At 72.0% G+C, this 20,810-nt stretch carries 23 protein-coding genes; 14 read left to right on the top strand and 9 right to left on the bottom strand.

What is annotated here, in order from left to right; genetic code table 11:
- Positions 1–2: 2 nt before the first annotated feature.
- The 3 genes from FLX08_RS02650 to FLX08_RS02640 form a co-directional block, all read right to left on the bottom strand.
- Positions 3–353, bottom strand: a complete 351-nt coding sequence (locus FLX08_RS02650) for a hypothetical protein (protein ID WP_142616559.1) — start codon at positions 351–353, stop codon at positions 3–5.
- Complete coding sequence (locus FLX08_RS02645; protein ID WP_142616558.1) at positions 350–772, bottom strand: YbaB/EbfC family nucleoid-associated protein; 423 nt, start codon at positions 770–772, stop codon at positions 350–352. The genes FLX08_RS02650 and FLX08_RS02645 overlap by 4 nt, the downstream gene beginning before the upstream one ends.
- Positions 773–851: 79 nt before the next feature.
- Positions 852–1,706, bottom strand: a complete 855-nt coding sequence (locus FLX08_RS02640; RefSeq protein WP_142616557.1) for a helix-turn-helix transcriptional regulator — start codon at positions 1,704–1,706, stop codon at positions 852–854.
- A gap of 101 nt (positions 1,707–1,807) precedes the next feature.
- Here FLX08_RS02640 and FLX08_RS02635 point away from each other — a divergent pair, with 101 nt between their 5' ends.
- Positions 1,808–2,188 carry a cupin domain-containing protein gene (locus FLX08_RS02635; RefSeq protein WP_142616556.1) on the top strand — a complete coding sequence of 127 codons (381 nt, stop codon included), beginning with the start codon at positions 1,808–1,810 and terminating at the stop codon, positions 2,186–2,188.
- A 100-nt stretch (positions 2,189–2,288) separates the two neighbouring features.
- On the opposite strand, the gene FLX08_RS02630 is transcribed toward FLX08_RS02635, so the two are convergent.
- Genes FLX08_RS02630 through FLX08_RS02610 form a run of 4 tightly spaced genes read right to left on the bottom strand, consistent with a single transcriptional unit; the run spans position 2,289 to position 5,954 of the window.
- A complete protein-coding gene (locus FLX08_RS02630) occupies positions 2,289–2,651 on the bottom strand; it encodes a hypothetical protein (protein WP_244312267.1) in 363 nt (120 codons plus the stop codon).
- Between the two features lie 22 nt (positions 2,652–2,673).
- Positions 2,674–4,038: an SseB family protein gene (locus FLX08_RS41860; protein ID WP_244312265.1), complete on the bottom strand. Its 1,365-nt coding sequence runs from the start codon at positions 4,036–4,038 to the stop codon at positions 2,674–2,676.
- Entirely contained in the window at positions 4,038–4,820 is a 783-nt protein-coding gene (locus FLX08_RS02615) for a WXG100 family type VII secretion target (RefSeq protein ID WP_142616555.1), read from the bottom strand. Before FLX08_RS02615 ends, FLX08_RS41860 begins: the two co-directional genes overlap by 1 nt.
- 3 nt (positions 4,821–4,823) lie before the next feature.
- Positions 4,824–5,954, bottom strand: coding sequence for a hypothetical protein (locus FLX08_RS02610; protein WP_142616554.1), 1,131 nt, complete (start codon positions 5,952–5,954; stop codon positions 4,824–4,826).
- Positions 5,955–6,223: 269 nt separating this feature from the next.
- On the opposite strand from FLX08_RS02610, the gene FLX08_RS02605 reads away from it, so the two are divergent.
- From FLX08_RS02605 to FLX08_RS42845, 6 genes are all read left to right on the top strand, one after another.
- Entirely contained in the window at positions 6,224–6,544 is a 321-nt protein-coding gene (locus tag FLX08_RS02605) for a WXG100 family type VII secretion target (RefSeq protein ID WP_167530250.1), read from the top strand.
- Between the two features lie 40 nt (positions 6,545–6,584).
- Positions 6,585–6,884 (top strand): WXG100 family type VII secretion target, encoded by a 300-nt coding sequence (locus tag FLX08_RS02600; protein ID WP_079320191.1) that lies wholly within the window; start codon positions 6,585–6,587, stop codon positions 6,882–6,884.
- Between the two features lie 92 nt (positions 6,885–6,976).
- Positions 6,977–7,333, top strand: a complete 357-nt coding sequence (locus FLX08_RS02595; RefSeq protein ID WP_142616552.1) for a hypothetical protein — start codon at positions 6,977–6,979, stop codon at positions 7,331–7,333.
- Positions 7,334–7,363: 30 nt separating this feature from the next.
- Entirely contained in the window at positions 7,364–8,800 is a 1,437-nt protein-coding gene (locus FLX08_RS02590) for a WXG100 family type VII secretion target (RefSeq protein WP_142616551.1), read from the top strand.
- 15 nt (positions 8,801–8,815) lie between these two features.
- Positions 8,816–9,229, top strand: coding sequence for a hypothetical protein (locus tag FLX08_RS02585; protein ID WP_142616550.1), 414 nt, complete (start codon positions 8,816–8,818; stop codon positions 9,227–9,229).
- A 28-nt stretch (positions 9,230–9,257) separates the two neighbouring features.
- Complete coding sequence (locus tag FLX08_RS42845) at positions 9,258–10,676, top strand: WXG100 family type VII secretion target (RefSeq protein WP_142616549.1); 1,419 nt, start codon at positions 9,258–9,260, stop codon at positions 10,674–10,676.
- Between the two features lie 63 nt (positions 10,677–10,739).
- On the opposite strand, the gene FLX08_RS02575 is transcribed toward FLX08_RS42845, so the two are convergent.
- On the bottom strand, positions 10,740–11,180 hold the full coding sequence (locus FLX08_RS02575) for a YbaB/EbfC family nucleoid-associated protein (protein WP_142616548.1): 441 nt from the start codon (positions 11,178–11,180) through the stop codon (positions 10,740–10,742).
- Positions 11,181–11,483: 303 nt separating this feature from the next.
- Here FLX08_RS02575 and FLX08_RS02570 point away from each other — a divergent pair, with 303 nt between their 5' ends.
- From FLX08_RS02570 to FLX08_RS02545, 6 genes are read left to right on the top strand one after another with little or no spacing between them, the layout of a single operon-like run.
- Positions 11,484–11,993: a hypothetical protein gene (locus FLX08_RS02570; protein WP_142616547.1), complete on the top strand. Its 510-nt coding sequence runs from the start codon at positions 11,484–11,486 to the stop codon at positions 11,991–11,993.
- A 10-nt stretch (positions 11,994–12,003) separates the two neighbouring features.
- Positions 12,004–12,885, top strand: a complete 882-nt coding sequence (locus FLX08_RS02565; RefSeq protein ID WP_142616546.1) for a hypothetical protein — start codon at positions 12,004–12,006, stop codon at positions 12,883–12,885.
- Positions 12,882–13,295, top strand: a complete 414-nt coding sequence (locus tag FLX08_RS02560; protein ID WP_142616545.1) for a YbaB/EbfC family nucleoid-associated protein — start codon at positions 12,882–12,884, stop codon at positions 13,293–13,295. Before FLX08_RS02565 ends, FLX08_RS02560 begins: the two co-directional genes overlap by 4 nt.
- 11 nt (positions 13,296–13,306) lie before the next feature.
- The gene (locus FLX08_RS02555; protein WP_244312288.1) at positions 13,307–13,726 is read left to right on the top strand and encodes a YbaB/EbfC family nucleoid-associated protein; all 420 of its coding nucleotides are present in this window, start codon (positions 13,307–13,309) and stop codon (positions 13,724–13,726) included.
- Between the two features lie 57 nt (positions 13,727–13,783).
- A complete protein-coding gene (locus tag FLX08_RS02550) occupies positions 13,784–14,446 on the top strand; it encodes a PadR family transcriptional regulator (RefSeq protein WP_142616543.1) in 663 nt (220 codons plus the stop codon).
- Positions 14,433–15,212, top strand: a complete 780-nt coding sequence (locus FLX08_RS02545; RefSeq protein WP_142616542.1) for an SGNH/GDSL hydrolase family protein — start codon at positions 14,433–14,435, stop codon at positions 15,210–15,212. The genes FLX08_RS02550 and FLX08_RS02545 overlap by 14 nt, the downstream gene beginning before the upstream one ends.
- 38 nt (positions 15,213–15,250) lie before the next feature.
- Here the strand turns inward: FLX08_RS02545 and eccD are convergent, their stop codons facing one another.
- Positions 15,251–16,744, bottom strand: a complete 1,494-nt coding sequence (gene eccD / locus FLX08_RS02540; RefSeq protein ID WP_244312255.1) for a type VII secretion integral membrane protein EccD — start codon at positions 16,742–16,744, stop codon at positions 15,251–15,253.
- A 73-nt stretch (positions 16,745–16,817) separates the two neighbouring features.
- On the opposite strand from eccD, the gene eccCa reads away from it, so the two are divergent.
- The gene (eccCa, locus tag FLX08_RS02535) at positions 16,818–20,798 is read left to right on the top strand and encodes a type VII secretion protein EccCa (RefSeq protein ID WP_142616541.1); all 3,981 of its coding nucleotides are present in this window, start codon (positions 16,818–16,820) and stop codon (positions 20,796–20,798) included.
- The last annotated feature ends 12 nt before the right edge of the window (positions 20,799–20,810 follow it).

Raw genomic sequence — 20,810 nt, 5'->3', positions numbered from 1 at the left:
CGTCAGACCCGCTTCAGGATCTCGCGCACCTCTCTGGCCCGTTCTCCGTCCATGCCGCGGGCGTTCTCGGCGCTTCGCCGTACGGTCGGGCCGAGCTCGACCACCTTCGCGGCGAGTTCCTCGCCCTTCTTCATCAGCGTGTCGGGCCCGCCGCCCTCCATGTACGCGGAGCGGAAGGCGGCGCCGGCCGTGTCGTGTCCCCACGGCTCGGCGGCGTTGAGCCGCTGGATCTCCCGCAGGGCGGCGGCGTAGCCGCTCTCCACGTCGGTCGCCGTGACGTGCCACTGCGACAGGCCCTTCGCGAGCTGCTGCGGGCGGATGTCGACGTAGTTCACCTCGAACAGCTCGCTCATGGGCTCTCCGGTGTCCGCTTCGGCATCTGCCTCGACATCTGTTCGAGCACCGCGTCGAGGTCACCCTCGATGTGCGCCCTCATCTGCTCGGGGGGAACGAGTGGCGCGAAGATCTCGACGACCCGGTCCTGGGCCTTGGCCACGGCGGCGTGGATGGTCCGCGTGATGGTGTCGGCCAGGCCGCGCGCGTCCTGCCGCCGATAGATGCGCGGGTCGAGGTCGAGCCTGATCAGGTCGCCGTTCGCCCCGACGGTGGCCGCCACGAGCCCGTCACGCGACTTCTCCGTCACCTGTACGGCGCGCGCCTTCTCGTGCAGCGCGGGCGCCTCCTCCTGCAGGCGCATGAACGTGGCCCGAAGTTCCTCGGCGTACGCCCGCATTCCGGCGGCATCCGGCGTATGTCCCCCGGCCGTGTTCATCACCCCGATCGCCCGCGTTCACCGCAATGTTGATCAACGTCCAATATCCGGGATTATCACACCTTCGTTTGACGTCCGGCTAGTGACGATTCCCTCGGGACGCCTGACAGGCACGCCTTTGTGACACGTGCTCACCGGCGGCATAGCGCGCGGGTGTGATGCCGACGTGCCGGGTGAAATGCCGGTTCAGGTGCGCCTGGTCGTGGAATCCCACGCTCGTCGCCACGTCGGCCGGCCGCTGGCCGCTCAGCAGGAGCCTGCGCGCCAGGTCTATGCGCTTGCCCGTGAGATAGGTGTGCGGCGGCAGGCCGTACGTCCGCGTGAAGCAGCGGATCAGGTGCGTGGGGTGAGAGTGGAGGACGGCGGCCGCCTCCCGCAGCGACAGACCCACCCGGACCCGGGCGTCCAGCAGTTCGCGCAGCGCGACGGCCAGCCGGTGCGCCTCCCGGCCGGGTGTCCGATGCCGGAACGCCTCAAGGTGGAAGCGCAGCCTCTCCGCGACGAAGAACAGGCGTGATTCGGCCTCGACCGCCTCTCCCGGATGACCGAGAGCGGCATGCAGGCGGTGGATCCGGTCACGCAGGAGTGGGTCGGCGAGGATCGGGGCGTCCACCGCCTTGCCGATGAGGCGTTCCGGCAGCACGGTGGTGTCCAGGTAGAGCACGCGCTTGCGGAAGCCCGCGGCGGTGACGGTCCTGCCGTCATGCCGGACACCGGGAGGCAGGAGCAGTACGGCGGAGAGATCGGCGGCGGCGTGCCGGTGGCGGTCCAGTCCGAAGTCGACCGCGCCGTCATCGAGGAGCATCAGGTCCCACGTGTCGTGGGTGTGAGCCGGGTAGGCGTGATCGGTGAAGTGCGCGTGGAAGACCTCGGCGATGCCGGGCACCGGTGGCCGCCAGGCAGTGACCGTGTGCGGACGATGGTGAGCCGTCACGCTAGAAACGTACAAGACGGGCGGCAGAGGGCCGGGCCACGCTCATCACATGCGCCATCGCCCTCTCCGGGCGGTGCACCCGAAGTGAGAGGTACGACACCATGTCCGTTTCCCTCGACCCCGTCAACATCGCCGGCAAGCTCTCCCTGATCGACGAGTTGTGGACGCAGAAGAAGATCGCCGGGCTCAACGACTACGAGATCAAGCTCGCCAAGCTGAAGGGGGAGTTCGTCTGGCACACCCACCCGGAGACCGACGAGCTGTTCGTGGTCGTCAGCGGCCGGCTCACCATCCGGCTGCGCGAGGGGGATCGCGAGGGGGATGTCGTCCTCGGACCCGGCGAGCTCTACGTGGTGCCCCGCGGCGTCGAGCACTGCCCCGTGGCCGAGGAGGAGACGGCCGTCATGCTGGTGGAGCCGGTCGGCACGCTCAACACCGGTGACGCGGGAGGTCCGATGACCAGGGCCGCCGAACCCCTGTAGGAGTTCGAGCAGATCGAGCAGTGGGCGCTCCCCTCGTCCCCGGGGCGAGGTCGGGGAAACCGCTGGGGCAACGGCGGGGTGCGGAGTCTCCCGGCGTGCTTCAGGGATCGGCCCGGCCGGGTCGTCCGCCGGCGAACCTCTGCGCGACGTCCCTGGCCCATTGCGCGGCCTTGGCCGCCTGGTCGCCCGCGAGGGGCGCCCCGGGCATGCGGCTCAGGCGCTCCACCTGCTCGGCATAGCGCAGGTGCTCCCGGTGGGCGTGCTCCCGGCAGGCGAGGCAGGTGACGCTCTCCGGGCGGGTCGAGGTCATCGCGTAGGGCACCTGGAGTCCGCAACCGGTGGTGACGACCTCGGGCGCGTCGGGCGCGCGGCCCAGCGTCGACGCGATCAGATTGCGATAGGCGGCGCCCGCCTGCATCACCTTCTGCTCGACGTGGATGTGCGGATCGGTCTCGCTCGTCAACGTCCACCCCCTTCGTCCGAGCCTAGGTGTGCCGGCCACGGACGTTGGTGACGTCGGTGGTCGGCACACCTAGGTCGAGCGGCTCGGCGTGCTCGCGTAGCCCGCTCACCTCGGCTTGGCCCACCCACCGCCGGTGGACGCCCCGCTCGATCCGCTCCATGCCGAGTGCCCGCGCGACCGGCAGCCGCCCACCGGTGTATTCCAGCAGCAGCTCGCCCGCGCGCTCGTCGCGTACGAGGCAGGAGGCGCCGCGCCACTCGCACACCCGTGTGACGTGGAAGACCGCCTCGCACTCCTCGGCGGGCACCGGCCGGACGAAGCGGCCCGGGGCCCGCTCCTCGAACCCGTCGGCCGGTCCGTCGCTCAGCAGCCGGATCAGCAGCCCGTCGTGTCCCGCGTCCGGATTGGCCGCGAACTCGGCTCCCCGCCAGCGCGCGCGATAGGAGCTCGCCGAGGCCGAGGCCGAGGCCTCTTCCGTGGTCTGTTCCGTGGTCTGTTCCGTGCTCTGTTCTGTGCTCTGTTCTGTGCTCTGTTCCGGGCCGGGCAGCCAGCGGGCGAGGTCGCCGTCGTAGACCGCGCGTACGACCTCGGTGCCGGCCAGGGTCAGCTCGACGATCTCCGAGGCGTGCGGCAGCCGTACGGCGTCCACCTTGTATTCGCGGACCAGGGAGTCCACGTTGGGCGCGAGGCCCATGCCGGCGAACGGCGGCTCCTCGATGACCCACCCGGCGACCGCCGCCATGCCCGCCTCGTCGGTCCCGCCGTACGGCGTGCGGTAGAGGTTCAGCCCCACCGTGCGCCACCGCAGCAGGAACAGCGAGCCCTCACTGCTGAGCAGACCGTCGTCGTCGCCCCGGCCGAGGGTGTCGGCGAGCACGGCCGGCGTCGCCAGGTGTGCGACGTCGAGGGCGTGGTGGCAGTAGCCGGAGACGCGCGACTCCCCCTCACCGAGGTAAGACCGCAGGTCGTGGGGCGTGAGCGGCTTCTGCACGACCGGCAGCGCGGGCTCGGGCTCCGCCCTGTGGTCCTGCGCGAGGGTGGGGACCGCGAGCCTGGCCACGGTCCCCGGTTCGAGCAGGAAGCGCACCGGCAGGCCGGGGTTGACGGCCAGGCCCCACCGGAGGTCGGGCCAGCCCGCGGCCAGCTCGACCAGCGAGGTGATCCTGACCCGTGACAGCCCGGTGGCCGCCCGCATCGCCTCGACCGAGGTGTACGCGGGCAGCCACACCCGGTCGGGCGCGGTGATCGTCGGCCAGGCGGCCTCTCCCTCCGGGGGTGCGGGCAGCGCCAGCTCGGTGTCCCTCAGCATGCTCAGGCAGACCACCAGGTCCCCCGCGTCGTACGCCGCCCCGAGCCGCCGCTCGAACGCGCTGGCCGCCCACTCCATCAGAGGCTGAACGGAGGCATGAAGGACGGCGCCTTCGGCATGTCGTCGGGGTTGGGAAGGGGCTCGGTGAGGCCTCCGGTGGCCGGGTCGAAGGCCACCTTGGCCTTGGTGAAGTCGGGCGCCTCCATGGTGACGGCCTGCATGCCGGGGAACTTCTGCTGGACGCCGGCGGTGAGGTAGGCGACTCCCGTGAAGATCGCGGCGATCCTCCAGCTCACCTTCCCCAGGATCGCGAACACCCGCTGCGCGATCCTCGACAGGGAGGCGATCACCGCTATCACGATGGGCTCGACCGTGACCAGCATGGCCGGGTTGCCCTTGGCGGCGGAGCTGGCGTACGCCAGCGTCATCGCCGCCCCGCCGAGCGACAGCGAGATGTAACTGGCCGCGGTGTAGATCTGGGCCGCGGAGTCGAGGCTGTCGCCGACGCCCTTCATCCCCTTGTCCAGCGTGTCGAGCTGCGTGTCCAGCTCGGCGAACTTCTGCTTCATCGTGGCCAGCATCTGCCCCTTCAGATGCTGGTTCGACTCGAGCGCGGTGATCTGCGCGTTGAGATCCGTGCGCAGCTGCCCGATGTCGGGAGACTTCTCGTCGTCGCCTCCCTCGTTGCGCCACGCGCGCGCGCCCCGCGACATCGCGTCGGGGTCGGCGATCATCGCGAGCAGCACCGCCGCCAGCGGGCGGGCGGTCGGCTCCAGGATGGAAGCCGTGCCGGCCAGCCCGGCGCCGGTGATGAAGTTGCTGTGCGCGTTCCAGATCTCGACGTTGCCGATGCTCACCATGGCCTAGACGTCCTCCTGCATCCCGAGGACGGGAGGCGCCACGTCCTCGTCGCCGAACCAGGTGCTCTCGTCCTCCGGCACCGCCGGGCCCCGCGTGCGTTCCTTGCCGTCGTCGTTGCTTCCCGCGCCCGCGCCCATCGGGGCGTACGGCATGGCGGGGATCCCCCCGGCGCCGGCCCGCCCGGCGCCGGAGCCCAGCCCTCCGCCCGAGCCGTTCGCTCCGGAGCCGTACGACGCGCCGGAGCCGTAGCCGCCCGAGCCGTAACCGCCGCTCCCCGGCCGGTTCCCGGAGTAGTCACCCGGCCCGTAGCCGGTCGTGCCGAGGTCGGGGACCGGCGGCCGAGTCGGCACCTGCAACGGGTTCGGGGTGTACGACGAGAGGGAGGTGTCGCCCGGGTTGTTCAGCTTGGGCGTCTCCAGCGTGTTCGCGCCGTTCTGGCCGAGCCCCTCAAGGCCCGTACGGCCGAGGCCGTCCTGACCGAGGCCGTTGCCGTTCGGGTCGAGGCCGTTGCCGTTCGGGTCACCGGGGCCGGGCAGGCCGTCGCCGGGACCGGGCAGCGAGCTCCCGTCCGGCAGGTCCGGGCGCGGCAGGCTGTCGTCGAGGTCGGTGCCCAGCTTGTCCTTCGGCAGCGTGAGGTCCTTCCCGAGGCCGGCATCGGGGCCGGTCTTCGGCAGCCCGCCACCGCCGAGCCCGAGCTTCTTGGGGTCGAACCCGGGGGCCTTCGGGCCGCCCGGCAGGCCGGGCTGACCGCCCTTCCCGGGGCCGCCGGAGCTCTGCTTCTCGGCTTCCTTGGCGTTCTTGACCGCCTGGTCGATGGCCGGCCTGTAGGACTCCAGGACCTCCTTGCCCTTCGCCACGGCCTCGGCGGTCCGATCCCGCACCTGACTGTGCACGCCGTTCAGGCTGCCGCCGATCACGCCGAAGGTCAGCATCGGAAGCTCGATTTTCTTGATCCGCCCGCTCGTGTCCCCCAGGGCCTGTCCCCGGCCGGCCACGTCGCTGCCGAACTTCGTGACCTCGGGGTAGTTCATCTTGAACTCGGGGTCGATCAGGCGGGGGTCCACCGCGCCGCCCGTGTTCATCGTGTTCGCCAGGCCGGCGAAAGGATTCCCGCCGCCGCTCGTATCGGTCACAGCACCCTCCAGCCGATTGCCGGCAGATTGCGTTTTCAACTACTTACGGCCGAGTCACCACAAAGCTCGCAAATCGTACAAAACTGCTAACCGGCCGTCTGACAAAAGCGCAAGAGACGTGACAAAATCTTAATCTCGGACAGTCCCGGCAAGCCCCCTTCTGATCCATTACTGTGACTTTTGGGTCATCACCCGACCCTCCTGGTCGGGGGAATTCGACAGGATCAGTGGAGGTGACCATGTCGCACTCTGGCGCAAGCCAGACCCAAGTGAGCCGGCACGACCTGGATGAGGCGATCACCTGGATCGGCGACGCGGCCGAGAACATCCGCGGCATCCAGCGTTACCTGGACAGCGCCGGCGAGAACCTCAAGGTCCACTGGCAGGGCGAGTCGCACCACGCGTTCGACAAGGTGCACCTGCTGTGGCACGAGCGTATGGACGTCATCCTGGGCAGCCTGCAGACTCTCGCGGAGAGCATCCGGGCGAACAACAAGAACTACGCCGAGTTCAACGCGCAGGCGACCGCCGAGATCAACAAGATCGAGTCGCTCATCAACCAGGCCCCGCCCGCCTCGTACAGCCGCTGAGCCCCGAGACGACCACCAGCAACGGACGGAGAGCGCGACGGTGGACTTCGACATCACAAAGGTCAACTTCAGCGGTCTCGACACGGGCGAGACCGAGTTCCAGAACGCCTTCAACAGGCTGGTCACGGAGCTGGAGAACCTGGAGAACAAGCTCAACACCAAGACCGCGATCTGGCAGGGCAGCGCCAAGGACGCCTACGACCAGACCCGGCGGATCTGGCAGCAGGAGGCCAAGGGCCTGGCGGACATCGTGTCCCTGCTCGCCAAGAACATCAACATCACGAACATGAACATGCAGGACGTCGAGCGCATCAACGCCGCCATGTTCGACGGCAAGTAGGACAACAGGCAGAGCAACGTCCGACGGTACGGCCGGCGGCACCGGCGATCCCTCGTCGGCGCCGTCTTCGGCCGTGAACGGGAGGGTGACGCATGTCCCGAGGCGTGGAGGTCAGCCGTACGGCCCTCAGGAACGCCCGCAAGGACTTCGAGGAGGCGCTCGAACTGCTGGCGCCCGGGGCGTCCAAGCGCGAGGTGACTCCGGTCGCCTTCGCCGAGGGTGGCCCGGTGAAGAAGCTGATCGCGCAACGTGACGCCATCGGCGGGTACTGGCCCGCGGCCATGGGTTTCCACGGGAGCGTGACCAGCGCGGAAAGCGCGGTCACCGCCATCTACGCGGAGATCGCCGTGACCCTGGGCATCGCCGCAGAACGTCTGGAGCTGGCGATCAGGAACCTCGACGCCGGCGAGCATGCGGGCGTGCAGCAGGCGGGCACGGCGCAGGTATAGCCGTACACGGGGAACGGTTAAGGAGGCGTCTTGGCCGAGAGGAAGATGCCGATCAGGGCGGCGTTGGACGCGTCCGACCCGGGCGTCGTCATGCTCGACACCCTGCGCGACGCGCTAGGGAAGACCGACCCCGAGCTGATCAGGGCGGCGTCGGGCGAGTTCAAGGGTGTGCACGACAAGCTGAAGACCGTCGTCGACACCCTCGACAGGCACCTGGACGCGCTCGACAAGCACTGGACCACGGGCGACGACGCCAAGCAGGTGAAGGAGCAGCTCCACCGGCTCAGGACCTCCACGCTCGCGGTGATGAACGCGATCGTGGAGACCTCCCTCCCCGGCGGCCGCTCCGGACCGCCCTCCACGCCGCACGGCGTGGTCCCCGCGCTGGATGTGTACGCCAGCTCGCTCAACCAGTTCCGGGGCGAGAACGTCCCGGAGCCCACGGAGAGCGACATCGACTGGTACGACGCGGCCGTGGAGGCGGGAGCGGTCGGCGCGGCCGGCGGCTTCATCGCCGGCTCTCCCTTCGCGGGCATCGGAGCCATCCCCGGCGCGGTGATCGGCGGCGTGGGCGGGTTCATCGTCGGCGGCCTGGCCGGTGCTATCGGCTCGGCCTTCGGCGACGGTCCCTTCCTCAACCTCTTCGGGGAGTCGAAGGAGGAGAAGGACATGAAGGTGGCCGAGGAGCACCTCAAGAAGCTCACGCAGGCGACGCAGGCGGCCAACGCCCTCTTCCCCGCCTCACTCGACACCGACGTGCCGAAGTTCGACATGACGCCCCCCACGTTCAAACCGTTCACCGGGCCCGGCGGGACCCTCCCCAGCGGGAACGTCCCCACGAACGTGAACGGCCTGGGCGATCTCGGATCGCTCGGCGACCTCGGGAAAAGCCCTTACGGCGACGGGATCGGCCTCGACACCGGCTACCCGCCGTACGGGCTCGGGCCTGGATCGGGCGGCGACGGACAGTTCGGGAACGGGCTCGACGGCGGCGGACCGAACGGGACGGGCCTCGACGGGCTCGACGGCTCGGGGCTGAACGGCGCCGGACTGAACGGTGCAGGGTTGAACGGGAGCGGGCTCGACGGCACGGGCCCGGGTGGCAACGGCGCCGGCACCGGACCGAACGGCGCGGGTCAGGGCACCAGCCTGGCCGGCCACACGCCGGGGCTCGACGCGTTCGGCGCGTCGGGCGGCGGCGCGGGCACGGGCACGGGCTTCGGCGGCAGCGGCTACGGCGGAGCCGGAGCGGGCGGCGGCGCGGGCGCTGGGGCCGGCGGCGTCACCGGCGTGAACGCGGCGGGTCTGCGATCCTCCGCCGGAGGCTCGATGCTCCCGATCGCGCCGCACGGCGCGGGCAAGGGCGAGGAGTGTGAGGAACGCGAGCGGACCACCTGGTTGCTGGAGGACGAGGACTTCTTCATGAGCGACCAGCCGACCACGTCCGCGCGCATCGACAAGGCATAAGGCGAGGGAGGCGAAATGAGCTACGCGCCCGACGGCGGATCTCCGCCGCCGAAACTGAGGATGCCGGAGAGCTGGCCGGGTCTCGGCGACGCCCCGGCCGATGTGTACATCGACCACACGCGGGTCCGGCAGATCCTCAAGGGGCTGCGGGACGAGCTCGGCACGCTGCGCGGCCGCGCCCCCGCCACCATGAGCGCCACCTGGAGCGGCCCGGGGACCGCGGGCGAGGTCCAGGGACTGACCAACGTCGGCCCCGCGGAGACCGGCCCGTGGGAGGCGGCGAAGTATTTCGGGTTGAACGCCGAGCAGGCCCACGAGGTGCTCAGCGGCAAGTATCAGCTGCTCATCGACCGCATCGAGGCGATGGTGAGCGCGGTGGAGCAAGCCGTCGTGAACTACGAGAAGGGCCACACGAGCAGCAGCGCGTGAGCCGCCGAGGGCAAGGGGAAAGATCGCGATGGGGGCCGAAGCCGGCTGGGAGCCGATCAAGGTATACGCGAGCCTCGACGGGCTCGACCCGGACAACCTCTCCCGGGAGCAGATCAAGCAGAAGCTGGACGCCGCGAGTCCCGACGCGGTCCGCCGGGCCGGTCGGGCGTTCATCGACGCCGCCGACCTGGTGGGCGGGAAGGTCGGCGGCAACGGGCCGTCCGAGACGGGCATCCAGGCGGCCCTGAGCAGGACCGCCAAGGAACTGGCCTCCGTCTGGCGAGGTCCCGCCGCCGAGCAGGTGCAGTCCGCCCTGCGCGCGCTCTACGCCACGGCGGGCGCGCTCGGCGACGCCATGACCGCGAGCGGGGCGGCGATGTCCTGGTACGCGGACGTGGTCAGCGACGCGAAGAGGAACTTCCCTGCCGCCCCGGGCGGTTCGGACCAGGGCGCGGGCGGCGGCACGAGCGGGACCCCTGCACCTACCCCTTCCCCTTCGGCTTCCTCCTCCGCCTCGCCCCGGAGTCTCCCCACACCCGCCCCCTCTCCCGGCCCCACGCCCTACCCCAGCAAGGACGAGGCGGCGAGGGCCCACTTCCGCAGGCTCAACCAGCAGATCCAGGAGGCGAACAACGCCTTCGCCGAGGGGCTGGCCTTCGAGCTGCCCGCCGTCGAGCCGCTGCACATCGACCTCGTGGACTCCCCACGCATCCGGGTGGGCGGGACGGGCGCGCCCACCACGACATCCGACGGCGTGTGGCACGGCGGCTCGTACGGTGACGGCACGTCTGGTACGGGCGCCTCGGGGTCCGGGTCGAGCGGTTCGGGCTCCGGCGGGGGCGGCGGCACGGGGGGCACCGGCTCCGACGGCACCGGTTCGGGCGGCAGCGGCACGGACGGGCCGGGCGGCACGGGCGACCCCGGCTCGTCAGACCCCGGACAGAACGGCCCAGGACAGGACGGCACAGGACAGGACGGTGCCGGGCAGAACGCGGGGCAGCCTGGCGGCTCCGGCGACGGGTCGGGCACGGCTCCACCCGTGATCGGCGGCTCCGACAGAACCGACCTGGCGAACGCCCATCCCCTGCCCACCGGCACGAACCCCGCCGGTACCATCCCCAACGGGCTCACCGGCTATCCGGACGCGCACCTCCCCGTCACGACGACCGGCCCCACCGGCACGCTGCCGCCCGGCGGGGTGATCGGCACGTACGGCGGGCAGCGCGGCGGGTTCGGGACCAGCTTCGGCGTCGGCGGCGTCCAGGCGGGCGAAGCCGTCCTCGGCGGCCTGCGACCGGGCCAGGGCGGCGGCTCCTCCTTCATGCCCTACGGCCCGGCAGGCGCGGCCGGATCGGAGGGCCGGGAGGAGCGCCAGCGGGAGATCTACGACCCCGAGCCGGACGTCTGGCGCGTGACGGGCACCACCAGCCCCGACTGCATCGGCTGACGGCACCGCGACCGCGTCAGCCGCCGAAGGCCGGGGCCCGCCCGTTGCGAAGCGGGCGGCGGGTCACAGGCCCAGCCTGCGGCTGATGCGGTCGAGCTCGCCCAGCACGTCCTCAGCGGTCCGGTCGAAGGCCGCCTCCGCCTCCTTGACCTGGGCGAGCACGGCCTCCGGGTCGTCCAGGAACCTCGACTGGTCGCCCTCCTCCCCGAGCGCGTCGGCCATGGCCCGGTTCATCTGCCGATACAGGTCGTCGGACGCGGCGCGCATCGTCTCCTTGATCCGCTCGGCCAGCTCGCCCGAGCTCAGCCGCATGGCCTTGGGATGCAGCTCCAGCTCGCTCAGCCCCCGGGCGGAGACCTCCACGCTGACCAGGCCGTCCTCGTCCCGGGCCCGGCCGACCAGCGAGGACAGGGTGGCCTGGAGCCGTTCGACGGCCGTGATCCTGACGTCCACCCGCTCCTGGAACCGCTCCACGTCGAAGTCGTCGAACCCGCCGCCGGCCATCTGAGCCCCTTTTCCCCGCGATATTCGGAACATCGGCAAGTTAACGCATTCAAACCGGGGCGTACGGGTTTTATCGGCTCACCCGTTACACATCAGTGAACATTTGCCGAATTTCCGCTTTCTACCTGCGGAAACGTCTCCCCGGCGCATGGCACGGACCCGGAACCCGGTGATAGGGAAGATCACGTGTCCTACGGTGCACCCTCGCCACGCCGGTCACCGGTCCCCCCGACGGCGTCGCCCACCGGCTCGGTGAGCGCGACGCCGAGACCGCCGGCTTCCCCCGCTCCGTCCGTGCCCTCGATGGTCAGTCCGTGCCCGCACACCCCGCCCTGCCCACCGCCCGGCCCCTGCCTGCCCGACTCCCTGCGCGTACGGCAGGCCGGAACGCGGCAGGCCCCACAGCAGGTCCCACAGCAGGCCCCACAGCAGGCCCAGCAGCCGACGGCGACCCCGGCCACGCCCCCCGGCGGCCGGAACGCCGACGCGGGCGCCGTGCCCGGCTACGAGGTGGCCGCGAGCTTCATCAGGAAGTTCGCCGGCACGGTGAGCGGCTCCGCCGACGGCGTCCGGCGGCTCGGGGACGCCACACCCCGATTCCAGGGCTGGAACCTCGCCCCGCTCGCCGGGGTGCCCATCGTCGGGCTCACCGCCGTCCACCGGTTCAACACCGTCTCCGACACCTGGTCGAGCGCCGCGGGCATCCTCGGCGACGCCCTGCGCACGGACGGCGAGACGCTGGTCAGGGCGGCCGACAACTACGTCGCGGCGGAGAAGGCGAGCACGGCCGCCATCCAGCAGACGCGCCCCTGAGAGGACCCGCATGCCGACCCCGCCCACTGAGCCGGGCACGCTGTTCGTTCCCGGCGGGCCCGCGCCGGGCCCCAAGGAGCTCTACATCACCGATTCGAGCGGCAACGTCCAGCGGGCCGTCTCCGTGGCACCGGCCGGCTCCGCCGACACGGCCGCCGCCTCCGCCGCCACCCGCAGCGATCCCGGCTTCTTCAGGAGCCTGGTCAAGGCGTTGAACCCGCTGCGGCAGCAGACGCGTGCGGCGTCGGCCATGTCCGGACTGGGAATCGCGGCCCTCGCCCTGGACGTGGCCGCCACGCTGAACCTCGGCAACCCCTTCCTCTTCTACGACCGGCGGGAGGTCTGGAAGGAGATGGGAGGCCGGCTGGAGAGCGGCAGGTCCGACATCTGGTTCTCCTACTTCCAGGACGTCAGCCCCAACTGGAAGGGCCAGGCGGCGGACCTGCTCGGGCGGCGGGTCCGCTTCAACACCACGGTCCTGTACGAGAAGCTCCACGGGGTCACCGGCGAGATGAGCGGTGCGATGCACAGCCAGTTCAAGGAGGTCCTGGAGTATGACCTGTCGGTCTTCGGGCTCTACGCGACCTCGGCGCCGGTCCTCCGTTCGCTGGCGGCGATGAGCGCGCACCCGGTCGGGCGGGTCGCGCTGATCTCGCAGGCCGGTGCGTTCGTCAGCGCGCTGGGCAACCTCGTCAAGCAGTTCGCCGACATCTACATGGCGTACGAGAGCGACCTCAACAAGATGGAGCAGAAGCTCAACGACGTGCGGGCCGCCTTCTACGACCAGGGCGACCCGGCGCGGGGCCGCCGTGACCTCACGCTCACCCCCGCGGTGGCGGACCGGGCGAACATCCACGACTACTGGCAGCCGGCAAGCAAGGACCCGCGATGAGGAACACGGCCGCGTTCGACGAGGGCAGGGAGGGCGACGTCGCCGGCCTGGTGCGCGAGGTGCAGGGCCGCGTCGGCGCGCTCGCCGACCTGCTCCGCACCCTGAGTGAGGAGGTGGTCGAGGGCGCCGACGCCACGGGCGCCGTGACGGCCCGGGTCACCGGCGCGGGTCGCCTGCTCGGGCTGAGCATCGGCCCGCGGGCGATGCGCGACCTCGACCACGTCGCGATGTCCGCCGCGATCCAGGACGCGATCGGCGCCGCGCGCGGCGCGACCGGCGACCGGCTGGCCACGGCCATGCGGGACTTCACCGGCGACTCCACGGCGGACTTCACGGCGGACTTCGGTGACGCGCCCCCGCCCGGCGACCCGCTCGCGCCCTACGTCCAGGCCCTGCTTCGCGAGGAGTGACCGTGGACGAGATGCGCGAGCTCCGGGCGCGCATGGAGCGGCTGACGGCCGCGGCCGCCCTGATGGACGAGCGCGTGGCCGAGTGGAGCACGCGGGAGCACACCGGCAGGGCCGACGAGGGCAGGATCACCGCGACCGTCGACGCCGTGGGCACGCTGCGCGCTCTCGACATCCACCCGCTCAGCATGCGCAGGCTCGACGGCCGCGCGCTCGCCGAGGCCGTCCTGACGGCCGTACGGCGGGCCGAGGCGTCCGCGGAGGCGGCGAAGGAGGAGATGCTGCGCGGCGGGCTGGAGGCGGCGGGCCTGCCCCATGTGGCCGATCTGCTCGGCGACGCCCGCCGCGCCTTCGACGAGCGGGCGTCACCCCGCGACCAGCCGAAGCCGCCCGCCGCTGGACCCCCTCCGCCCAGGGCTCCCTGGACCTTCTGATAGTCATATCGTTGAATAGTCATATCCTTGACTAGGGGAGAGTGAAGGGAGCGGGTCATGGCCTTGCGGCACGCCGTCCTCGCGGCGTTGCTCGACGGGGAGCTCAGCGGTTATCAGCTGGCCAAGGCGTTCGACGTCGGCGTGGCGAACTTCTGGCACGCCCTGCCCCAGCAGCTGTACGCCGAGCTGGCCAGGCTGGAGAAGGAAGGGCTGGTCGCGGGGCGGCGGGTGGTCCAGGAGACCCGGCCCGCCAAGCGCCTCTTCCACGTCACCGACGCCGGCCTCACCGAGCTGCAGCGGTTCGCAGCCGACGCGTCGAAGCCGTCGTTCATCCGCGACGACCTGCTCGTCAAGGTGCAGGCGGCCGACCACGTCGACGCCGGGGCGCTGATCCGGCAGGTCGAGGAGCGGGCCGCCATGGCGGAGGCCAAGATCGACCTGTTCCGGCGGATCCTGCGGAAGATGCGCGGCGACCTGGGCGAGGAGGAGTTCATTCGCGCGGGCCGCCGCGTGGGGCCATACCTGACCTGCCTGCGCGGTCTGGCCTTCGAGGAGGGAAACCGCGACTGGTGCCGGCGAACCGCCGCGATCCTGCGGGACAGGAACGCGGCCGTCGCAGGCGGGAACGCGGCCGTCGCGGGCGAAGGAACCCCGGCCGTGCCCGGTGAATCGACCGCACCCGCTGCTCGCCCCCCGGAGGTGGCCCGTGCCGGCCGATGAGCGCCTGCGTTACGTCGCCCTCGGCGACAGCCAGACCGAAGGGCTCGGCGACGGCGACCCCGCCCACCCGCGGGGCTGGGCCGACCGGCTCGCCGAGCGGCTCACGGCCGTCGACCCGGAGGTCGCCTACGCCAATCTCGCGGTGCGCGGGCGGCTCGCCGGGGAGGTGCGGGCGGAGCAGCTCGCTCCGGCCCTGGCCCTGCGCCCCCATCTGGTCACCGTCGTCGCGGGCGTCAACGACCTGATCAGGCCCCGCTTCGACGCCGCCGAGGTGGCCGGGCACCTGGAGGCGATGTTCGCCGCTCTCACGACGGCGGGCGCGCGCGTCGCGACCCTCACGTTCCCGGACGTCGGGAAGATCGCACCGATCGCCCGGCCGCTCCGGTCACGGGTGTTCGACCTCAACGACGGCATCCGGATGGCGGCGGCGCGACACGGGGTCGTGGTCGCCGAAACGGCGGACCATGCGGTCTCCACCGACCCCCGGCTCTGGAGCGCCGACCGGCTCCACGCGAGTCCGATCGGCCACGAGCGCATCGCCGCGGCCGTGGCCCACGCCCTCGGCCTGCCCGGCAGCGACGACGGCTGGACGCTGCCGCTGCATCCCCCGATCGACCCGGCCGGCTGGCGGGCCGTGGGCGCCGAGTTGCGCTGGGCGGGCACGTTCCTCGGCCCGTGGCTGGCGCGGCGTCTCCTCGGCAGGTCGTCCGGCGACGGCAGGACGGCCAAGCGCCCCGCTCTGCTGCCCGTACGACCGGCCGTGTGACTCCCGCGCCCCCGCGAGACGGCCCACGACCGAGACGGTCAGCCCGACAGGCCGCGCACCCAGGCGTACAGGTCGAGCACGCCCAGGGTGAGCGGCACCAGCGCGACGATGAGCAGCGCGTCGAGGATGTCCGCCGCCCGCCCCCAGAAGGGCGAGGGCCTGCCCGCGGGCAGCCAGAGGCCGAGGCCGAGCGCGAGCAGGGCCGTCCACAGCACCCCGATCGTCACGGCCACCTCGCCGACGGCGTCGGCGCCGGTGCCCACCGCGAACGCCAGGGTGGCGGCGCCGGCCGCCGCGGTGAGGACCATCCACAGCCGCTGGGCGACCCCCGCGAAGACCCGCGCCCGCATGGCCAGCGCCAGCGCCAGCGTCGCCGCCGTGGCGTTGGCGACCCAGCCGCCGTGCTGTACGAGCAGCAGTTCCGCCGCGACACCGGCGAGCGCGATGGCGATGACCATGCCGGTGGCGTACCGGTGGGCCTGCGCGGTGCGCTGGAGCACCAGCGGGCCGTCGATCCGCTGGTTGTCGCTGCGCAGTTCCTCGGCGCTGGTGGGCAGGGGCGGCAGCGGCACCCTGGCCATCCGGAACGACAGCGTGGGGATGAGCGGGCTCAGCGCCAGCAGGGCCGTCGCGACCACGGCCGCCGCCCCGGCGCCCGGTCCCCCGAACACCATCACGCACGCGGCGCCCACGGCGCCGGCGACGGACGCGACCGCGACGCCGAGGAAGCCGGCCACGCCGTCGGCGATCAGCACGCCGCCGACCGTCGCCACCAGCGCGGTGTACGCGAGCCCGGCCAGCAGGTTCGGCGCCCCGAGGATCAGCACGGCGCCCGAGGCGCCGGGCGTGAACAGGCCGGCGAGGAAGGCGTGCGGCAGGGCCGCGTAGCCGACGAGCGCGCCGGCGGTCGGCTGGCCGACGGCCCTCGACACCACGGCCCCGGCGGCGACGAGGAGCACCGCCACGGCTCCGGCCACCCCCGCGGTGAGCCGCGGCGGGGCCGCCGCGAGGGCGAGGACGACGGCGCCGAGCGCGAGCAGCCCGGCGGCCACGCCCATGCCGAGCAGCCGCGTGTGCCGCGGCTCCCACCGGCCGCCGCCCTCCTTGGTCCCGGTGGCGACGACGTCGGCCACGTCGTCGAACACCGCGGGCGGCATGACCGCGTCGCGCGGGCGCAGGTAGAGGACCTCGCCGTCGAGGACGCCCAGCGCCCCCAGGCTCTGGCCGAGGTCGAGCGGCGGCCCGCCGAGACGCTGGAGCACCCAGCCGGGGGCCGCGGCGGCCTCGCCCCCGACCTCGCCGACCGCCCGGAGCAGTCCGGGCATGACGTGCGGCAGCGGAATGTCCGACGGCAGCGCGAGATCCGCCTTCTTGCGCGGAGCGACCACGGTGACATGGGACAGGGGCGGCAACGGCACGGTCGCCTGTGGCAACGCGCCCTGCTGGGCCGGGCCGCGCGGGCCCGGGCCGGGCTGAACCATGCCCTGCTGGACGACACCCTGCTGGACGTGAAGGGGGACCGGCGATGACACAGCGGGAATCCTCTCCCGAAGATCTCTCTGACAGCCCGAAAATATCGGCAAACCTGGTAGAAAAGTCAGTCAGATGAGCATTGTCGTGGTCTCGCGTCCCGAGCGCCGCCCGGGCCCCAAGCCGCCCCGAGGCGAGATCCTCCTGGAATCCCCGCCGGAGATTCCCGAGGTCCAGCCGCAGGGTCTGATGTCCGTGCTCACGTACATGCCGATGCTGGCCGGCGGCGCCGCGATGGCGCTGATGTTCACGGCGGGCGGCAACGGCAACCCCCTCATGTACGTGGCCAGCGGGCTGTTCGCCGTCTCCATGGTCGGCATGAGCGTGGGCCAGCTCGGACGCAACGCCGGTGAGCGCAGGAACCGGCTCAACGGGCTGCGCCGCGACTACTTCCGCTATCTGTCGCAGATCCGCAGGAAGGTCCGCAGGGCCGCCGTGCAGCAGCGGGAGGCGCTGGAGTGGAGCGGGCCGCCGCCCGACTCGCTGTGGTGGCTCGCGATGGGGCCCCGCCTGTGGGAGCGCAGGCCGCGCGACGACGACTTCGCGACCGTGCGGCTCGGCACCGGCGTGCAGAAGCTGGCCATCCAGCTCGTCCCGCCGGACACCAAACCGGTGGAGGACCTCGACGCCCTGTCGGCCGGGGCGTTGCGCCGGTTCGTCCGGGCGCACGCCACGGTGTCGGGGCTGCCCGTCGCGGTCGCGCTGCACTCCTTCGCCCGCATCCACCTCACCGGCGACCCCACCGCGATGCGCGAGCTGGTGCGTGGGATGATCGCGCAGCTCGTCGTCTTCCACTCCCCCGACGACATGCGGATCATGATCTGCGCGAGCAAGGAGTGGATGCCCCACTGGGAGTGGGTGAAGTGGCTGCCGCACGCCCTGCACCCGGAGCAGAACGACGCCGCGGGCCAGGTCAGGCTCATGGCGGAGAACCTCGGCCACCTCGACACGCTGGTCGGGGAGGAGCTCAGGGAGCGGGCCAGGTTCCGTCCCGGCGCCTCCGCTGAGGCCCTGCCGTACCACGTGGTGATCGTGGACGGCGGGCACGTGCCGCACGACAGCCAGCTCGGCTCCGACGCCATCCAGGGCGTGACGGTGATCGACCTGTCCGCGATGACCGGGCCGGTGCCCGAGGCGATCACGCTCCGGCTGGACGTCCAGCCCGACGGCTTCCACATGGTCAAGATCGACCACACGGGACGGCGGTCGAGCACCCGGCTCGGCGACCCCGACCGGCTCGGCTATCCCCAGGCCGAGGGCCTGGCCCGGCAGCTCGCGCCGCTGCGCGCCTCCGCGGGCGCCCAGGGCGAGGCGCAGGACGTGCTCGGCGTCAACACCTCGCTCACCGACCTGCTCGGCGTGGGCGACCCCGTACGGCTCGATCCCGCGGTGATCTGGCAGCCCCGCGCGGGGCGCAACCGGCTGCGGGTGCCGATCGGCCTGGGCGCCGACGGGCGGATCGTCGAGCTCGACATCAAGGAGTCGGCGCAGGGCGGCATGGGGCCGCACGGCCTGGTCATCGGGGCGACCGGCTCCGGCAAGAGCGAGCTGCTGCGCACGCTCGTGCTCGGCCTGGCCATCACGCACTCCTCCGAGATCCTCAACTTCGTGCTGGTCGACTTCAAGGGCGGCGCGACGTTCCTCGGCCTGGACTCCCTCTCGCACGTGTCGGCGGTCATCACCAACCTGGAGGACGAGCTGCCGCTCGTCGACCGCATGCACGACGCGCTGCACGGCGAGATGGTGCGCCGCCAGGAGCTGCTGCGGGCCGCGGGCAACTACGCCTCGCTGCGCGACTACGAGCGGGCCAGGGAGCAGGGCGCCGACCTCAAGCCGATGCCGACCCTGTTCGTCGTGATCGACGAGTTCAGCGAGCTGCTCGCCGCCAAGCCGGAGTTCATCGACCTGTTCGTGATGATCGGACGGCTCGGCCGCTCGCTCGGCGTGCACCTCCTGCTGGCCTCCCAGCGCCTGGAGGAGGGCCGGCTGCGCGGGCTCGACACCCACCTGTCCTACCGGATCGGCCTGCGCACGTTCTCGGCCATGGAGAGCCGGGTCGTGCTCGGCGTCGCCGACGCGTACGAGCTTCCGCCCGCGCCGGGCAACGGCTACCTGAAGTACGACACCACGGGCATGACCCGCTTCAAGGCCGCCTACGTGTCCGGGCCCCACCACGCCGATCCCGGGCGGGCCGCGCCCGGCGAGGCCGGCCGTCCGATGCACGACGTGGTCGAGTACGGCACCGCCTTCGCGCCGGTTGAGGTGACCGAGACGCCCAAGGAGCTGGCGCCCGCCGAGGAGCAGGCGGGCCCGCGGCACAGCCTGCTCGACGTCGTGGTCGGCCGCCTCACCGGCCACGGCCCGCCGGCGCACCGGATCTGGCTGCCCCCGCTGGCCGAGCCGCCGACGCTGGCCCACCTGCTGCCGCCGCTGTCCGTCACCCCGCAACACGGCCTGACCACCGCGACCTGGGGCGGCCGGGGGATGCTCCACGCGGTCGTCGGCATCGTCGACCGGCCGTTCGAGCAGCGCCGCGACCCCTACTGGCTCGACCTGTCGGGAGGCGCGGGCCACGTCGCCGTCGCGGGCGGCACGCAGAGCGGCAAGAGCACGGTGCTGCGGACGCTGATCACGAGCATGGCCCTGATGCACACGCCGCGCGAGGTGCAGTTCTACTGCCTGGACTTCGGCGGCGGCTCCCTGGCCTCGCTGGAGGCGCTGCCCCACGTGGGCGGCGTCGCGAGCCGTCTCGACGCCGACCGCGTGCGCCGTACGGTCGCCGAGATCTCCACGATCCTGGAGCGGCGTGAGGCGGACTTCGCCGAGCACGGCATCGAGTCGATCGCGGCCTACCGGCGGATGCGGGCCGAGTCCGGCCGCGACGGCGACGGCTGGGGCGACGTGTTCCTGGTCGTGGACGGCTGGCTGACGCTCAGGCAGGAGTTCGAGTCGCTCGAACCGGTCATCACCGACATCGCCGCGCGGGGCCTCGGATACGGCGTCCACGTGGTGGCGGCCACCAACAAGTGGTCGGAGTTCCGGGCGAGCATCCGCGACCTGTTCGGCACCAGGGTCGAGCTCAAGCTCGGCGACGCGTACGAGTCCGAGGTGAACAGGAAGGCGTCGCTGGCGGTCCCCGAAGGCGTGCCGGGACGCGGCCTCACCAAGGAGGGGCTGCACTTCCTGTCCGCGCTGCCGCGGATCGACGGCGTGCAGAGCTCCGAGGACCTCGCCGCGGGCGTCCGCGGTCTGGTGCACGCGGTCAGGGAGGCGTGGCAGGGGCCGCCCGCGCCGGCGATCCGGCTGCTGCCGCCGGTGCTGCCCGCGACCGCGCTGCCCGCTCCCGAGGAGACCGGCCCGAAGATCCCCATCGGCATCGACGAGGCGACGCTCTCGCCCGTGCTGCTCGACTTCGACGCCGACCCGCACTTCGTCGTCCTGGGCGACACCGAGAGCGGCAAGTCGAACCTGCTGCGGCTGATCGCGGAAGGACTGGTGGCCAGGCGGGAGCCGCACGAGGCGATGATGATCGTCGTCGACTACCGCAGGTCGCTGCTCGACTCGGCCGCGACCGCCCACCGCATCGGCTACGCGGCGTCGAGCACGGCCGCGCAGGAGCTGGTCAACGACGTGCGCGGCGCCCTGCTCAAGCGGCTGCCTCCGGCCGACCTCACGCCGGAGCAGCTCCGGACGAGGAGCTGGTGGCAGGGCTCGGACGTCTACATCGTGGTGGACGACTACGACCTGGTCGCCACCTCGTCCAACCCGCTGCTGCCTCTGGTCGACCTGCTGCCCCAGGCGCGGGACATCGGTCTCCACCTGGTGCTCTCGCGCCAGATGGGCGGCGCCGGCCGGGCCATGTACGACCCGGTCATCCAGAAGCTGAAGGACATGGCGAGCCCCGCCGTCATCCTCTCCGGCAACAAGGACGAGGGCTACCTGTTCGGCAACGTCCGGGCGCATCCGCTGCCACCCGGCCGGGGCTACCACGTCGACAGGAGGTTCGGCGCGCGGCTCGCCCAGACCGCGTTCCTGCCTCCTCCGGACGGTGAGTGACGGACGGAAAGG

Origin of the sequence: Microbispora hainanensis (assembly GCF_006874475.1) — a bacterium.
Taxonomy (GTDB): domain Bacteria; phylum Actinomycetota; class Actinomycetes; order Streptosporangiales; family Streptosporangiaceae; genus Microbispora; species Microbispora hainanensis.
This window is presented reverse-complemented; position numbering and strand designations above follow the sequence as displayed.

Excerpts from the sequence above, each read along its gene's own strand:
- FLX08_RS02650 (WP_142616559.1), bottom strand. The coding sequence starts at position 353 with ATGAGCGAGCTGTTCGAGGTGAACTACGTCGACATCCGCCCGCAGCAG.
- FLX08_RS02645 (WP_142616558.1), bottom strand. The coding sequence starts at position 772 with ATGAACACGGCCGGGGGACATACGCCGGATGCCGCCGGAATGCGGGCG.
- FLX08_RS02635 (WP_142616556.1), top strand. The coding sequence starts at position 1,808 with ATGTCCGTTTCCCTCGACCCCGTCAACATCGCCGGCAAGCTCTCCCTG.
- FLX08_RS41860 (WP_244312265.1), bottom strand. The coding sequence starts at position 4,038 with ATGGAGTGGGCGGCCAGCGCGTTCGAGCGGCGGCTCGGGGCGGCGTAC.
- FLX08_RS02615 (WP_142616555.1), bottom strand. The coding sequence starts at position 4,820 with ATGGTGAGCATCGGCAACGTCGAGATCTGGAACGCGCACAGCAACTTC.
- FLX08_RS02595 (WP_142616552.1), top strand. The coding sequence starts at position 6,977 with ATGTCCCGAGGCGTGGAGGTCAGCCGTACGGCCCTCAGGAACGCCCGC.
- FLX08_RS02585 (WP_142616550.1), top strand. The coding sequence starts at position 8,816 with ATGAGCTACGCGCCCGACGGCGGATCTCCGCCGCCGAAACTGAGGATG.
- FLX08_RS42845 (WP_142616549.1), top strand. The coding sequence starts at position 9,258 with ATGGGGGCCGAAGCCGGCTGGGAGCCGATCAAGGTATACGCGAGCCTC.
- FLX08_RS02575 (WP_142616548.1), bottom strand. The coding sequence starts at position 11,180 with ATGGCCGGCGGCGGGTTCGACGACTTCGACGTGGAGCGGTTCCAGGAG.
- FLX08_RS02570 (WP_142616547.1), top strand. The coding sequence starts at position 11,484 with ATGGTCAGTCCGTGCCCGCACACCCCGCCCTGCCCACCGCCCGGCCCC.
- FLX08_RS02565 (WP_142616546.1), top strand. The coding sequence starts at position 12,004 with ATGCCGACCCCGCCCACTGAGCCGGGCACGCTGTTCGTTCCCGGCGGG.
- FLX08_RS02560 (WP_142616545.1), top strand. The coding sequence starts at position 12,882 with ATGAGGAACACGGCCGCGTTCGACGAGGGCAGGGAGGGCGACGTCGCC.
- FLX08_RS02555 (WP_244312288.1), top strand. The coding sequence starts at position 13,307 with ATGCGCGAGCTCCGGGCGCGCATGGAGCGGCTGACGGCCGCGGCCGCC.
- FLX08_RS02550 (WP_142616543.1), top strand. The coding sequence starts at position 13,784 with ATGGCCTTGCGGCACGCCGTCCTCGCGGCGTTGCTCGACGGGGAGCTC.
- eccCa (WP_142616541.1), top strand. The coding sequence starts at position 16,818 with ATGAGCATTGTCGTGGTCTCGCGTCCCGAGCGCCGCCCGGGCCCCAAG.